The organism is Algimonas arctica (assembly GCF_014652695.1).
GTDB lineage: Bacteria > Pseudomonadota > Alphaproteobacteria > Caulobacterales > Maricaulaceae > Litorimonas > Litorimonas arctica.
Genome location: NZ_BMZH01000006.1, coordinates 106319 through 121400 on the forward strand (window position 1 = coordinate 106319; position 15082 = coordinate 121400).

A 15082-nucleotide genomic window follows, 5' to 3' on the forward strand; every position below is an offset into this window, starting at 1 on the left:
CAGTGAGCGCATTTTATTCGGAGCGAGATAGGCCGCTCAAACGTATGCACGTTATGACCGCGCACCCGGACATATCAAGCGGCATGATCTCGCCCGCCATCCCAAGGCGGATCGAGGATTGGTTTGCCGCTCAAGACTGGTCGATCCGGGATTATCAACGGGACATGGTCGGGCAATTCGGTCGTGGCCAAGACACACTGCTGATCGCGCCAACGGGCGGAGGCAAGACTTTGGCGGGGTTCTTGCCCTCGCTCTGTGATTTGGCCGAGAAGGACCCGAATGCCCCCCGCGCGCTACACACGCTCTATATCTCGCCGCTACGCGCCCTGACCAACGATATTGAGCGCAACCTCATGCGGCCCGTGGGTGATTTAGATCTGCCGATTGAGATCGGCGTGCGGACCGGCGACACGAAATCCTATCAGCGCAAGAAGCAGCAAACCAAGCCGCCAGATATTTTGCTGACAACGCCCGAATCCCTCATGCTGTTATTATCCTATGAGACGGCCCCGGACTATTTCGCGTCGCTAAAATGTGTTGTGATTGATGAAATGCATAGTTTCACGACGGGCAAACGCGGCGACTTTACGGCGCTCGCCCTCGCGCGATTAAAAACGCTCGCCCCGGATCATGTACGCTTCGGGCTCAGCGCGACGATTGCCGCGCCAGACAAAGCTGCAGAATGGCTGGGTCCCACAGGCGCGCCTGCCGCGCTGATTGAGGTCGCGGGGCACACACCGCCCGAAGTGACAATCATCAAACCTGAGGGCCGCTTTCCGCTCGGCGGACACTCGTCCCGGTTTGCCGTCCGCGATATTTACAAAATCATTCGCGAACATCAGACCACCATCGTTTTTGTCAATACGCGGGCGCAAGCCGAACTCTTGTTCCAGCAAATGTGGGATGTGAATGATGACGGTCTGCCCATCGGCGTCTATCATGGCTCACTCTCGCGCGACCGGCGACAGAAGACGGAAAGTCTTATTTCAGCCGGGAAAATGCGCGCGGTAATTTCGACGTCGGCTTTAGAAATGGGCATAGATTGGGGTAATGTGGATGCCATCATTCAGGTCGGTGCGCCCAAAGGGGTCTCGCGCCTGTTGCAACGGATCGGACGCTCCAATCACCGTATTGATGAAGCTTCCAAAGCGATCCTCGTCCCGACAAACCCGCTGGAGGTCGTGGAATGCGACGTCGCAATTAAAGCCATCGCCGACGGACATCGTGACGGCGAGGCCTACGGGCCTGGGGCGATGGATGTCGTCGTGCAATATATCGTCAATCGCGCCTGTAGTGGTCCGCTGAAGAAGCGCGAAGCGCTTACGGAAATTCGGTCCGCCTGGCCTTATCGCCATATAACAAAAGCGGACTTTGATGCGATCCTGTCGTTTGCGGTGGATGGGGGCTATGCGCTCAAGAGTTATGAGCGTTTTAAAAGGCTGAAGGCCACGTCACGCGGATATACGATTGCCACAATCCCGCAGGCGCGACGCCACCGGATGAATATCGGCACGATTGTCGAATATGCGAAGCTGAAGGTCCGGCGAATTCCGTCGCCCAAATCCAAACGCGGGCGGGTGATTGGCGAGATCGAAGAACGCTTTGTGATGCACCTCAACCCCGGTGATACATTTGCCTTTGCGGGGGAAACATTACGCTATCAAGGCATTCGCGACATGGCGGTCGAGGCCGTCCCCGCCAAACGTGCGCGCCCGAAAATTCCGGCCTTTGCGGGCGGGATGATGCCGCTGTCCTCTTATTTGGCGGAGGGCGTGAGGGCGGTCATCTCTGATCCAACGCGGTGGCACCGCCTGCCGGATCAGGTGGAGCACTGGTTGACCTTGCAATCGCTTTTTTCCGATCTGCCCGGTCGGGACGGGTTGCTGGTTGAAAGTTTTTTTGATCGCGATGATCATGTTTTGGTCGTGCACACATTTGAGGGACGAAAGGTCAATAATGCGCTTGGCTTCCTCCTAACCAAACGGATGGAAGCGCTCCGCCTCGCGCCGATTAATTTTACCATCACAGACTATGCGCTTACCATCACCAGTCTGGAGCCTGTCAATACGCTCACAGGATTGTTGGATGCCGATATTCTGGAAACAGAGTTGGACGATTGGATCGTTAATTCGCCAATGATCAAACGTAGCTTTCGTAAGATCGCGACAATTGCAGGGCTAACTGAACAACGTCTGCCGGGACAACAGAGAACCATGAAACAGGTCACCTTCTCTACGGACCTCATCTATGACGTGCTGTTAAAATATGAACCCGACCATATTCTATTGCGCATTGCCCGCGAAGAAGCTGAGAAAGACTTGCTCGATATTGACCGCCTGCGCGGATTTCTAACCCAGGTTGCGCAGACAACTGTCTTCCGCACTTTGCCGCATGCCAGCCCACTGTCTATTCCTGCGATGATGCAAATCGGTAAGGAACGCGTGCTCGGAGAGGCCGAACAGCGCATGATCTCGCAAGTGGGACAAGCTTCGGCCGGGTCGTTGCAGGATTATATGAACGGTGTCGGCCACAGTTTATTGGAGCAAGTCAAAGATTATGTGGACAGGCGGGACACAACAGACGGGCCCGCGCGCGGTTCCGCGCCCTCGCGTTAATCCGCCCGTGGAGCAGCTCGAATTCACAACACAAGCGGGCGCGATCGTGTTCGATTATCGCAAGGGCGCATTTTTGCCGGATTGCGAGACTTTGCTTGTCGCGGATTTGCACTTTGAGAAGGGCAGCTATTTGCAAGCCATCGGCGGCGCGCCGCTCCCGACCTACGACACGCCCGACACTTTAGCGCGACTATCAGAGCTGATGGATATCTATCGCCCTAAACATGTTGCCGCGCTGGGCGATAGTTTTCACGATACGTCTGCGGGGGACCGGATGCGTGCTGCTGACTTTGAGGCGATGAACGCTCTTGTCGCCCGGGTGCCACGGTTCACATGGATCCTTGGCAATCATGACCCCGATATCCCCGCCGGGCTTGCGGGTGATCAAGAAGACCATATTGAATGCGGGGCGTTTTTGCTGACCCACCTCCCGACCGCCCCGTTTGGTGAGGTCGGTGTGAATGTCTGCGGCCATCTACATCCTAAAGTGCGGATCAAAACCCGTCGCTCGCGCCTATCAGTGCCCTGCTGGGCGGCGTCGCACGACCGTATCATTATGCCGAGTTTCGGGACATTTACCGGCGGTCTTGACGTCGAACATCCCGCGATCGCCAATGAGCTGCACGGAGCGCGTGCCTATTTCGCGACGACAGGCAAGGCTGTGGTCTCCCTCGCGGGATAGAACTGACCCGAGACTATATTCTGCTTTCCCATTGGGACGGCGCCGATAAGATGTTACCGAGGCGCAACATTGTTTGGGAGAGACCTATGAATATCCTCATGACCATTATCGTCGGTGCGTTGGCGGGCTTTGTCGCCAAGATAATATTGCCCGGAAAGCATGAACCCAAAGGCCTGATTATGATGATCTTGGCCGGTATTTTGGGTGGCGTGCTGTTTACGTGGCTTGGGCAGACGCTTGGCTTTTACGGCGAAGGCGACGCAGCGGGCTTTATCGGCGCCGTCATTGGCGCCATCATCGTGTCGATCATCGCGTCGAAGCTGTTCAAGAAATAACCGACACTGTCGTAGACGCTTTTCAAGCGCGGTTAAACACCCGCCCATCCATAACGACTAATCCCACACCGATCAGCGCTGCGCCTGCAGCCTGTATCGGTGTGAACCGTTCCCCTAAAAAAATTGCGCCCAAGGCGATGGCCGACAGGGGGATAAGAAAAGTAACCAGCGCGGCATTCGTTGCACCTGCGCTGGCGATTAAGCGAAAATATAAAATATAAGCGAGCACTGTGCTGAACAGAGCGATCCCGATTAACGCGCCCCACGCGGTGATCGGCAGCGGCGTCATAATCGCGGCGCCATCAATCAGAATGACGGGAATAAGTAGCAATAAGGTTGCTGAGGAGACTTGCCCAGTTGCGATCATTAGCGGTGGAATACCGCGCGCGGCAAACCGCCGAGAAAACACGCCCGCCAGCGCATAAGACATGGCCGCGCCAACAACGGCCAATTGCCCTAAGACCGATTGCCCGAGCCCGCGAAACGCGTTCGGACCCACCAGCACGCAAATCCGCACAAGGCCGATCATCACTCCAGCCAGCTTGTTTTTCGTCAACCGTTCATCGGCGAGGAATACACTGGCGACGACGACGGTAAATAAGGGCGTGGTTGCATTCAGGACTGACGCTAGACCGGAGTCGATTTGGGTTTGTCCCCACACGATTAAAGAGAAAGGCAGGGCGTTATTGAGGCCGCCCACGACGAGCAGAGACAGCCAGTCTTTTCTTTCTGTAGGGCGTTGAACCCCAGTTGCTAACACGATCACCCAGAGCAGCATCGCCGCCAGACCGACGCGCGCGGTGACAATAGTCAGCGGCGGCAAATAATTGACTAAGACTTCGACAAAGAAAAATGATCCGCCCCAGAGCAGAGACAATACAGCCAATATGGCAATATCGGAAACGCTCATCTGGGTGCGGATTTTCAGGGTCATCCTTGGCCGCTAGTTTGATTCGATCCCTCACGCCGCCGAAATAACGGCAGGGCGTTCAATCGGGGTCCTAACGGAGGAAACGTCGACCTTTTGGCAATCGCGCCGCCAGCTGTTCGGCCAAGGGTTTGTCGGCGGGAACCAAGGGTAATTTCAAAATATCCTCGGCCCATATCCATTTCGTCGCTTGCCCTTCGTTGGGGCGGACAAACCCGTCCCACTGGCGGCAGACATAGGTCGGCATGACGAGCTGGAACGTCTCGTAAGCGTGGCTGGCAAAGGTCAGCGGTTCTAAGCAATCCAGACACGGCTCAACCGATAGCTCTTCGTAGAGTTCCCGTACGATCGTTTCTTCGGGCCGTTCGCCGAGCTCTATTTTCCCCCCGGGGAATTCCCATAATCCAGCGTGATCTTTGCCTGCGGGGCGTTGCGTGATCAACACGCGGCCATCCGCATCAATCAGCGCACAAGCGGCAACCCAGACGACGGGGCCTTTAAATTTCTCGGACGGTACGGGAATCACGAGCGGTAGTCAGCGTTAATATCAATATAGGCATGGGTCAGATCGGACGCGTAAACGGTCGCCGCCCCGTCGCCGAGGCCCAAATCGATGTGAAATTCAATTTCTCTCTGTTTCATATAGGTCGCGCCCATCTCTTCATGATAGTTTGGATCTGGCTGCCCTTTGGTGGCGAGGAGATGCGGCCCAATATGGATGCTGAGCGCGTCGCGCTCTGCCGGTTCCCCCGCTTTGCCGACCGCCATGACGATACGGCCCCAATTGGCGTCCTCGCCTGCGACGGCAGTTTTGACGAGCGGCGAATTAGCGACGGATTTGGCGATGACATGCGCGCTGGTGTCGGACACGGCGCCGCTGACTTTAATCGTGATGAGTTTGGAAATGCCTTCCCCGTCGCGCACGATTTGTTGCGACAGCTCAAACATCACCGCGTGCAGGGCGCGCCGGAAGTCTGTCAGGTCATCATCAGAATTTCCCGCCGCGCCACTCGCCAAGAGCAGAAGCGTATCAGACGTCGATGTGTCGCTATCGACCGTGACAGAATTAAACGTGGGTCCGGTGAATTCAGCCAGCAAAGATTGGAGTGTCGCCGCGTCAATCGCTGCGTCCGTCGCGATATAGGCGAGCATCGTGGCCATGTCCGGCGCAATCATGCCGGAGCCTTTGGCGATGCCATTAAGCGTAACGCGTGTGTCCCCAATCATGGCGGTCTGCGTCGTGCCTTTCGCAAACGTGTCGGTGGTCATGATGGCGCGCGCCGCGGCCGCCCAACCATCAGGCGCGAGGCGGTCTGCCATGTCAGAAAATTGCGCGACCAGTTTTTCGGCTTTTAGCGCGACCCCGATGACGCCTGTCGATGCAATCTGGACAGTGTCAGGTGACCCGCCAAACGCATGCGCCGCACCGCGCGCAGTCTCGAGCACGGCATCGCGGCCTGCTTGTCCTGAAAACACATTGGCGGTGCCGCTATTGACGACCACCAAGCGCGGACCGCCCGACGTCGCGCGGAGCGCTTTGCGTGACCAATCGACAGGCGCGCCGGGGCAGCGGTTCTGTGTGAACACGCCTGCGACTTGTGTTCCTGGATCGCAGCGCAGCACCCACAGGTCGGTACGCGCGCGGTACTTCACGCCCGCCTCAGCCGTTGCCATGGTAAATCCGCGTAGCGGTGGCAGGGTCGGAAACTCGTCCGGCGCAAAGGGGCTGATATTCTCACTCATTATTCATTGTCCGTTTTTGTCGTGGGGGCGGGCTGACCGCTTTCATAGACGCGGTCAATTTCGCCGCGATCGCGCAAATTCGTGAGCAGGTCTTCGACCGCTTCAAACGTCATAAAACGGGCGATTTCATCCCGACTATCTTCGAAACTGCGGCTGGACGGGGTGCGTGTGTCTTGTACCTCTATAATATACCAGCCGTCGTCTGCTTCGAACGGGGCAGACCTCGTGCCAACGGGTGTGTTAAACACGGCGGTCCGAACCGGCCCCGTCAACATGTCACGACTGACCCAGCCCAATTCACCGCCCCGCTCACGCGTCGCCTCATCGATTGAAAACTCTGCGGCAAGCGTGTCGAAATCCTCTTCATCATCCAGTTTTTGGGAGATATCAGCGGCAAGGGCCGCATCAGCTAACACAATCTGTCTTACGCGCCGTTCTTCACCGCGACCCGCGAGGTCCCGCTGCGCTTGGTAGAGGTTTCGAATCGTCTCGTCATTGACGGCGTCCGCAATATGAATTTCAACGCGGTAATTGCCGAAAATACGCTCCCGTGCTGCATTGAGACGGCGCTGTGCTTCAGGGTCCTTGGCGGCCCCGGTGCGCACGGCATCCAGCAACAGAAGGCGTTGGTCGATCAGTTCATCAATGGTGACGCGGAAAATCGGATCATCCGTTGTGAGCGTCGTGTTGGCGCTAATGAGGCCTTGTGCTTCTGCGGCACGCTGCACGTCAGAGCGATAAATTGCGGTGTCATCAACGCGCGCGACAACCGGATCGGCGGTCCGGTTAATGGTGATGCGCGCCTCATTTTCGTTGTCGGCGGGTGCTTCTGTGCCGCATGCGGCTAAAATACAGCCCGCGAGCCCCGCCATTACAGCCTGTCTTAATGCGATCATTGCACAAACCTCACCCTAGTTACGGCCACTTTCGTTGACTTAAGGGAGGGCCGTTCTTAAGTCACGCCAAAGCAAGACGTCGCGCAAGTCCATATTTCTTCTGCGTGCGCCGCAAACGCCTCTCAAGGACCGCCCCATGCTCGGCATCGCCAAGACCCTCTTTGGCTCGGAAAACGACCGGAAGCTTAAGAAACTTCGTCCCATTGTGGAGCGCATTAATGCGCTTGAGCCGCAAATGGAAGCCATGAGCGATGAACAGCTCAAAGCGCAAACGGATTTGTTTAAAGCCCGCCTCGAAAAAGGCGAAACGCTGGATGATCTGTTGGAAGAGGCCTTCGCCACAGTGCGCGAAACGGCCAAGCGCACGCTCGGACAGCGCCACTATGATGTGCAGCTGATTGGCGGCATCACACTACACCGCGGTGAAATCGCAGAAATGCGCACGGGGGAGGGGAAAACGCTCGTCTCGACACTGGCAGCTTACCTGAACGCGCTCTCCGGCGAAGGCGTGCACATTGTCACGGTCAATGATTATCTCGCACGGCGGGATGCCGAATGGATGGGACAGATTTACAGCTTCCTCGGGATTACGGTCGATTGCGTCAATAATCACGACCCTTACGGCCCAGGTCGTAAAGCCGCTTATGATGCCGACATTACTTACGGCACCAACAATGAATACGGGTTTGATTATCTGCGCGATAATATGAAAATGTCCGTCGAAGAGATGAGCCAGCGCGGTCATGTTTACGCGATCATCGATGAAATTGATTCGATTTTGATCGACGAAGCGCGGACACCGCTAATTATTTCCGGTCCGACAGAAGACCGGGCCGAGCTTTACCGGACTTTGGATGCCATCATCCCACTGATCGTGGAGGATGGTTATGAAGTCGATGAAAAAGCGCGCTCCGCAACATTCAATGAAGTGGGCAATGAGCAGCTCGAAAATATCTTGCGGGAGCGAGAGCTACTCGAAGGCGAAAGCCTTTACGACATTGAGAACGTTACTATCGTTCATCACGCGAACCAAGCGTTGAAAGCGCACCGCCTTTACGTCGCTGATAAAGACTACATTGTTAAAGATGATGAAGTCGTCCTGATTGATGAATTTACCGGGCGTATGATGCAGGGCCGTCGATTGTCCGAAGGGCTGCACCAAGCGATTGAAGCCAAAGAAAACGTCAAAATTCAGTCCGAGAACCAGACGATGGCGTCAGTCACGTTGCAAAACTTCTTCCGTCTCTATGATAAACTCTCTGGCATGACCGGGACAGCGGAAACTGAAGCGGGTGAATTTGAAGAAATTTATGATCTGAAAGTGCTAGTGATCCCGACGAACCGTCCGATCCAGCGGATCGACATTGAAGATGTCATCTACCGGACTGAAGACGAAAAATTTATGGCGATCGTTGACGAAATCGCAGCCTGCAAGACCAAAGGCCAGCCGATGCTGGTCGGGACGGTCTCGATCGAGAAATCAGAGAAACTGTCACGCTTTCTGACCGATAAGGGCGTCGAACATAAAGTTCTCAACGCGCGTTACCATGAACAAGAAGCCGAGATTGTGGCCCAAGCCGGGGTGCCGGGGGCCGTGACCATTGCGACGAATATGGCAGGACGCGGGACCGATATTCAGCTCGGCGGCAATGTCGATATGCTGATTGAATCCGCGACGGAAACCGTCACGGACGAACAAGAGCGCGCGCGGATTATCGAAAATATTCGCGCCGAAGTGAAAGTGCTCAAACAGACATCCCTGGAAGCGGGCGGTCTTTATGTGCTGGGCACGGAACGGCACGAAAGCCGTCGGATTGATAATCAATTGCGCGGCCGGACCGGGCGTCAAGGTGATCCGGGCACGTCAAAATTCTATCTCTCGACTGAGGATGACCTCATGCGGATTTTCGGCGGGGATCGTCTGAAATCAATGATGGGTAAAATGGGCTGGGAAGAAGGCGAAGAGCTGACGAACCGCTTTATGACCAAGGCCGTTGAACGCGCGCAGAGCAAAGTCGAGGCGAAAAACTTTGATATTCGGAAGAACCTGCTGAAATTCGACGATGTGATGAATGATCAGCGCAAAGCGATTTTTGAACAACGTATGGAGTTCATGACGGATGACGATGTGTCTGACGTCCTCCAAGATTTCCGCCATCAGCTCTGTGAAGACTTGATTGAAAAGCACGTGCCGAAAAAAGCTTATGCTGAACAGTGGGATATTGACGGTCTGACACAGGCCGTGCGCGAAGCGATGAATATTGAATTCCCATTCGCCGACTGGGCCGCCGAAGAAGGCATCGCCGACGAAGAAATGCTAACCCGCTTAAAAGACTCGTCTGATCGTGTGGTCACTGAACTCGCCGCTGGCATTCCCGAAGAGGAATTAGCTCGGGTTGAGAAGCAAGTCCTCTTGCAAGTGATCGACCGCAACTGGCGCGAACACCTCCAGCAATTGGATGCATTGAAATCTGTGATCGGGATGCGCGCCTATGGGCAGCGGGATCCGCTCAATGAATATAAGAGCGAAGCCTTCACCCTGTTTGACAAATTGCTGATCTCTCTGCGCGAAGACGTCACAGCGGCGATGTTCCGTCTGCTGCTCAACACGCAGATCCAGCGCCAGCAAATGGCCGAAGCCCAACAAAAAGCGCAAGCTGAAGCCGTGGCCCAATCGACGCGATTGCCGACGGGGGCGCCAACGAGTCCGCGCTCACCGATGGAGTTAATGGGCGCGGCGACGGGAGCTGGCGAAGTGACAGCCCCAATGGCAGGCTCTCGTAATGCGCCTACGACAGACGAATTGGCGGCTCTGCCGCGCAATGCTCCGTGCCCGTGTGGCTCCGGGAAGAAGGTCAAACAGTGCCACGGCCGCGTGGCATAGCCGTCGTTTCAGCGAGCTTCCCCTAATCTATAAAGCGCGATCCGGGTCAACAAAGCCCGGATCGGGTGCAAATTGGCGATAATGCGTGCACATTTCCGGGCGTTGGCATGCAAACGGCCTGTCTACGTGGCGGCAAGCCTCGCCGCTCCTCCCTCTGCCACCTAGTTCAAGGGTGACAAACGCAGGGAGCCCGTCATGAAATTTTCTAAACCCCTTTTTGGTGCATCATGTGCCATCCTCGCCGCGCTAAGCGCCCCCGTCACCGCACACGCCGGGGATGTGAATTGGTCACTCAGTGCGGATCTTGTGTCCGACTATGTCTTCCGTGGCGTGAGCCTAGCGGATACGGCAGCCCAAACGGGTGTTGAAGCCGGCGTGGGCAGCTTCTACGCGGGTGCGTGGTTCTCAACCGGAGTCGGCGACACCTCCATCCTCGCCGGGGACGAAGTTGACCTCTATGCGGGTTATGGTTTCACGCTATCAGACACTGTCTCAGCGGATGTTGGCGTCACCTATTACCACTATCCGCAGGGCGGCAGCTTATTCTCAACGAATGGGGGCGGCTCCGGCACTTACGAAGTCTATGGTGGGGTCGCATTTGACGTCGCTTTGGCACCGTCTCTTTATGCCTATTATGATTTCACCCTTGAGGCCTTTACGGCCGAAGGATCGGTCAGCCACTCTATCGCGGCATCAGATTCTGTATCATTTGACCTCGGCTTGGCTGCGGGCCTCGTGGATGGTGATGGCTTCTCCTATGAGTATGGCACCGCAAGCGCGACGCTCTCAAAAGCCATCACTGACGCTGCAAGCGTCTATGTCGGGGCGAATTACACGCTTAATTCCGAAGATGCGCTCAATTATAGCGAAATCCTTGCAGGGACGCCCGACAGTGATTTATTGTGGTTCGGAACAGGAATTTCTACAAGCTTCTAGGCTTTTCGCCTCGCTTGCCAGAATTCTCCTCACGGGAGGACGGAGGAGATTGCCCGGACGGTTCGCCGTCCGGGCTTTTCTATGTGACGGACACTTATTTTACAATGTCTGCGGAGACGCCAGAGGGACAGGCGCTTCCAGAAGGGCAGGCGCTTAAAGGCTAAGCTCCCGGAAGTGTGCGTCCGATATTGAGGAATTTGTCGCGGCGACGCGCAATCAATGCTTTCGCATCCAGGGCGGATAGCTCTTCGAGCTGCGCCATGATCGTGGCGCCAACGCGTTTGATGGCTTCGTCGGGCGTACGGTGTGCGCCGCCGACAGGTTCTTTGATAATACCATCAATTACGCCGAGTCTTTTGAGGTCTTGGGCGGTGATTTTCATCGCCTTTGCGGCGTCTTGGGCGCGCGATCCATCGCGCCAGAGGATAGAGGCGCAGCCTTCCGGTGAAATCACGGAATAGATGGAATGCTCTAACATCAACACCGCGTCCGCGGTCGCAATGGCCACCGCGCCGCCAGAGCCGCCTTCGCCGCTAATGACGGATATAAAGGGCACTTTTAGCGATAGGCCACGGTCGATTGAGCGCGCGATCGCTTCGGCTTGGCCGCGTTCTTCGGCCCCTCGTCCCGGGAAAGCCCCGGCGGTGTCGACAAAGCTGATCACGGGAAGATTAAACCGTTCGGCTAAGTTCATCAGACGCACCGCTTTTCGGTAGCCCTCGGGCTGTGCCATGCCAAAATTATGTTTGAGACGCGTTTCGAGATCCTTGCCTTTTTCGTGTCCCATCACGACAACGGATCGGCCTCTGATTTTCCCCGTTCCGCCGAGTAACGCATGATCATCGCCAAACTGACGGTCGCCCGCTAGGGGCGTATAATCTGTGATCAAATGTTCGACATAATCGGAAAAATGGGGGCGCGCAGAATGACGCGCGACTTGCGTTTTTTCCCATGGGCCGAGCTTGGCGTAGAGCTTCTTGAGCTCTGTCGCGGCGCGTTCGGTCATGTCTTGCGACGCCGCCGGGTCTGTACCTGACAGCTCAACGGCCTGTTTGTCCAACTCTGCCACAGGGCGTTCAAAATCTAGATAGGTCAATGCCATGGGCGTCTCCTAGCGGGAAAGGCGTTTATGTCTAGCCTGAGTCATCATCATGACGGCTGTTAGTAAGGGCGGTATTCGCGCCGCGTTATTTCGTGTCCATAGCGTTGCACGAACCGCCGTTTGATCCGCCGTTCCCAGCTTGCTCGGGGGCCAATCAGGACGGTTTCCGCATCGAGCACAGAATCAGTAAAATGTTTCGACGTTAAGGGTTTCGCCCCTTGCACGAGGTCGGCGCCGCGCACACCGGCGCAGAAGTCCCACTCAGCACATAGCAGGTCGAGTAATAGATCGAGATCACGGATCAGGTCCGTATCACGGGGGTCTTTGCGGCTCACGATTTAGTCTCCGACAAGGGATGGGCTGTTGCGACGAGCGCTTTCAAGCGCGCATCAAGCACATGCGTATAGATTTGTGTTGTTGAGATATCAGCATGGCCCAGCAAAGTCTGCACGGCGCGCAGATCGGCCCCACCTTCTAACAGATGGGTCGCAAAAGCGTGACGTAAGACATGCGGACTGATGCGGGCCGGCTGTAATCCGGCGTCGCGGGCTAAGTCTTTGAGTAGTTGCGCGAAACGCTCACGGGTCAAGTGACCTAATTTTCCACCAGACGGAAAGAGAAACGGTTTGGCGCGGGCCACAGACGCGTCGGTTTTGGGCAAAGTTTGTTCGCGGATCGTCTGCCAAGCCTGAAGCGCGTCAAGGGCGGGCGGCGTTAGCGGGATCAATCGTTCCCGTCCGCCTTTGCCCTTGATCATCAGGCACCCATCGCGGCGCAATGTCTGCGCCGTGCGAAGTCCGACCAATTCGGACACGCGTAAGCCCCCCGCATAGAGAATTTCGAGCATCGCGATCATACGCAGCCCTTTTGGGCTTGTATCGGACGCGGCTGTATCCAAGAGCGTATCAACCTCATCCTGACTCATTCCCTTGGGTAAGGGTTTTGCCGCTTTCGGCGCGCGCAGACGGTGGGCGGGATTATCCGTGCGTAGCCCTTCGGTTTGTAAAAACAGGCAATATTGTTTCATGGCCGAGAGTTTTCTTGCCGCTGTGGATGCGCCCAATTCGCTGGCGGCCCAGCCCGCGAGGACGCCTTCAAGATGCCCCGTTGACGCATTCATCAAGGTGCGTGGTTTTAAGGCGGCCGACCAATCGTTCAGGTCCCGGCCATAGGCTGACAGCGTATTTTCCGCCGCTCCGCGCTCTGCACTCATCATTTCGAGAAAGGACTCGACGCTCATGGCTCAGAGTCCGCGTAAGAATTCGTAGGCGGCCAATTGACCCGCAGTTTCTGGAAACCCAACAGCGCGAAGCCCTTGGATCGTGCGGTAGAGGGTCCACGGATCGTCAGCCTGACGCGCGGCAATCATCGTGGAAAACCGCAGCAGGCTTTCCGCCCGGGCGCGGCGATCCACGGCATGATCAATCGCGACCCAATTCATATCGGTTTGGCCGGATCGTTTTGTTGTGTTCAGGAGGGTCTCGACGGAATCGGTGAGATTGGACCCTAAAGCTAACGCCATCAAAACGTCATCGACAGCGCCTGAAGCGTCTTCCGTTAAGGCTGTTTCCAACCCTTCGCCCAGCGCGCGACCATAAAAACCGCCGCCCATCGCATCCGAGGCGAGGGCCAACCGTTCCTGAGTGGATTGATCATCCGTCGCGCCATAAAGTGCCTGCATCAAGACAATGTCGCGTGTGACTACGGCGTGACGCGCAAACAGAGGCAGGTTCACGCTCGCCATGTCTTCAGGGTCCAACACGGCGGGGATACGCGAAAGAACGCGGCTGGAATCCAGACCTGTCTCTGTCGCGCGGGCGACAAATTCTGCCACAGCAGCGGCGCTACCCTCACGCCCTAAAACAAAAAGACGGGCAGTGCCTTGGTCTGTTGTGTCTTCCATCGCGGCGGCGAGATCAAATGTGGGCTCAGGTTCGGGCGCTATGTCGATGAAGAGAGGCATCTGATCAATCATGGGGTCGGGTGCGAGGCTCTCAGAGGCGACGGGCAATCCGGGATCTACGAGCAAACGGTCGACCAAGCTCTCTTCGATGATTGTGTCCTCACCGTTCTCCGATACAGGGTCGATCGCTTCCGGCGGGCCAGCGGGTTCGGGATCGCCTGCCAACACGGTCATCATGTCATCCAAGGCAGCGGCATCAAGCGCCATCACCTCAACCCAAAACCCTTCTTGCGGATCGGGCACAACTAACGTCGTCTCTTCGCCCCGGTCGCGTAAAATGTCGCGCGCGAGATCCGCCCGCGCGGTTTCATCGCGCATTTCGTGACAGGCGGCGCGCAGGCGCACCCAATAGGTGTCGCCCCGACCCTGTTGGATGGCATCGGAAATATCACAGGCTGCGCTTAGGTCCCCGCGCGCAATATAAGCGTCCACGCGTAGCGCGGGGTCGCGGGCGGCGGGGTTGCGCGCGGCGAAACGGGCATATTCGTCCGGTGTCGCTAAGGTCTGTGCGGCCATGATTCGTCTGCGTTCAAACGCATCGTCCGCGCCAGTGGGCGGAACCAGTCCAGACAGGACAACGCGGCGCAACATATCCCGGACGATGGGATGGGTTTGATCGGTCGGCATCTCGCGTAATAGCCGCGCGGCTCGATCTGCAGAAGTGCCTTGCCACGCTTCGCTCTCAAGCGCGCCGGGAATGTCAATGCCGGGAGCAAAGGCCTTCGCCGCATCCAGCCTCCCAACTTTGATCGATTGCGCGACGGCAGGCCCTGAGACGGTCATAATGACCGCGCAACAGAGGAAAAGGGCGTTGCGTTTCATCAGTGCCTTAGTTTTCATACGTATCGGGAAGGTCAATTGAGCGGACATCCTGCGGGGCTGTGTCAGGTCCGACGGAGCCCGCAAGCCAGATCACAATCCCGATCAAGAGAAAGAGGAACACCCCAATCGTTATCAATAATTTCTTCATGGTGAGCCTTATCGCGTTTAAATGTTGA

General features: G+C 56.5%; 14 protein-coding genes. 5 read left to right on the plus strand and 9 right to left on the minus strand.

Annotated elements, in window-relative coordinates; genetic code table 11:
- Positions 1–53: 53 nt before the first annotated feature.
- The 3 genes from IE105_RS08830 to IE105_RS08840 all read left to right on the plus strand — a co-directional run bounded on the left by IE105_RS08830 (position 54) and on the right by IE105_RS08840 (position 3632).
- On the plus strand, positions 54–2615 hold the full coding sequence (locus tag IE105_RS08830; RefSeq protein ID WP_189497576.1) for a ligase-associated DNA damage response DEXH box helicase: 2562 nt from the start codon (positions 54–56) through the stop codon (positions 2613–2615).
- Positions 2616–2661: 46 nt separating this feature from the next.
- On the plus strand, positions 2662–3297 hold the full coding sequence (pdeM, locus tag IE105_RS08835; protein ID WP_189497577.1) for a ligase-associated DNA damage response endonuclease PdeM: 636 nt from the start codon (positions 2662–2664) through the stop codon (positions 3295–3297).
- Positions 3298–3383: 86 nt separating this feature from the next.
- On the plus strand, positions 3384–3632 hold the full coding sequence (locus tag IE105_RS08840) for a GlsB/YeaQ/YmgE family stress response membrane protein (protein WP_189497579.1): 249 nt from the start codon (positions 3384–3386) through the stop codon (positions 3630–3632).
- A 22-nt stretch (positions 3633–3654) separates the two neighbouring features.
- Here IE105_RS08840 and IE105_RS08845 read toward each other — a convergent pair whose 3' ends face one another.
- The 4 genes from IE105_RS08845 to IE105_RS08860 all read right to left on the minus strand — a co-directional run bounded on the left by IE105_RS08845 (position 3655) and on the right by IE105_RS08860 (position 7199).
- A complete protein-coding gene (locus IE105_RS08845) occupies positions 3655–4566 on the minus strand; it encodes a DMT family transporter (RefSeq protein ID WP_233354076.1) in 912 nt (303 codons plus the stop codon).
- A gap of 67 nt (positions 4567–4633) precedes the next feature.
- On the minus strand, positions 4634–5086 hold the full coding sequence (locus tag IE105_RS08850; RefSeq protein WP_189497581.1) for a (deoxy)nucleoside triphosphate pyrophosphohydrolase: 453 nt from the start codon (positions 5084–5086) through the stop codon (positions 4634–4636).
- Positions 5083–6303, minus strand: coding sequence for a bifunctional glutamate N-acetyltransferase/amino-acid acetyltransferase ArgJ (argJ, locus tag IE105_RS08855; RefSeq protein WP_189497583.1), 1221 nt, complete (start codon positions 6301–6303; stop codon positions 5083–5085). Before argJ ends, IE105_RS08850 begins: the two co-directional genes overlap by 4 nt.
- Positions 6303–7199 (minus strand): peptidylprolyl isomerase, encoded by an 897-nt coding sequence (locus IE105_RS08860; protein WP_189497585.1) that lies wholly within the window; start codon positions 7197–7199, stop codon positions 6303–6305. Before IE105_RS08860 ends, argJ begins: the two co-directional genes overlap by 1 nt.
- Before the next feature lie 136 nt (positions 7200–7335).
- Here IE105_RS08860 and secA point away from each other — a divergent pair, with 136 nt between their 5' ends.
- Together secA and IE105_RS08870 are read left to right on the plus strand one after the other, a co-directional pair.
- Positions 7336–10083, plus strand: coding sequence for a preprotein translocase subunit SecA (gene secA / locus IE105_RS08865; RefSeq protein ID WP_189497587.1), 2748 nt, complete (start codon positions 7336–7338; stop codon positions 10081–10083).
- Between the two features lie 195 nt (positions 10084–10278).
- Positions 10279–11019, plus strand: coding sequence for a TorF family putative porin (locus IE105_RS08870; RefSeq protein ID WP_189497589.1), 741 nt, complete (start codon positions 10279–10281; stop codon positions 11017–11019).
- Positions 11020–11179: 160 nt separating this feature from the next.
- On the opposite strand, the gene IE105_RS08875 is transcribed toward IE105_RS08870, so the two are convergent.
- Genes IE105_RS08875 through IE105_RS08895 form a run of 5 tightly spaced genes read right to left on the minus strand, consistent with a single transcriptional unit; the run spans position 11180 to position 15054 of the window.
- A complete protein-coding gene (locus tag IE105_RS08875; protein ID WP_189497590.1) occupies positions 11180–12121 on the minus strand; it encodes an acetyl-CoA carboxylase carboxyltransferase subunit alpha in 942 nt (313 codons plus the stop codon).
- A gap of 59 nt (positions 12122–12180) precedes the next feature.
- Entirely contained in the window at positions 12181–12456 is a 276-nt protein-coding gene (locus IE105_RS08880; RefSeq protein WP_189497592.1) for a hypothetical protein, read from the minus strand.
- Entirely contained in the window at positions 12453–13361 is a 909-nt protein-coding gene (locus tag IE105_RS08885) for a site-specific tyrosine recombinase XerD (RefSeq protein ID WP_189497594.1), read from the minus strand. Before IE105_RS08885 ends, IE105_RS08880 begins: the two co-directional genes overlap by 4 nt.
- A gap of 3 nt (positions 13362–13364) precedes the next feature.
- Positions 13365–14906, minus strand: coding sequence for a hypothetical protein (locus IE105_RS08890; RefSeq protein WP_189497596.1), 1542 nt, complete (start codon positions 14904–14906; stop codon positions 13365–13367).
- 7 nt (positions 14907–14913) lie between these two features.
- On the minus strand, positions 14914–15054 hold the full coding sequence (locus IE105_RS08895) for a hypothetical protein (protein ID WP_189497598.1): 141 nt from the start codon (positions 15052–15054) through the stop codon (positions 14914–14916).
- Between the last annotated feature and the right edge of the window lie 28 nt (positions 15055–15082).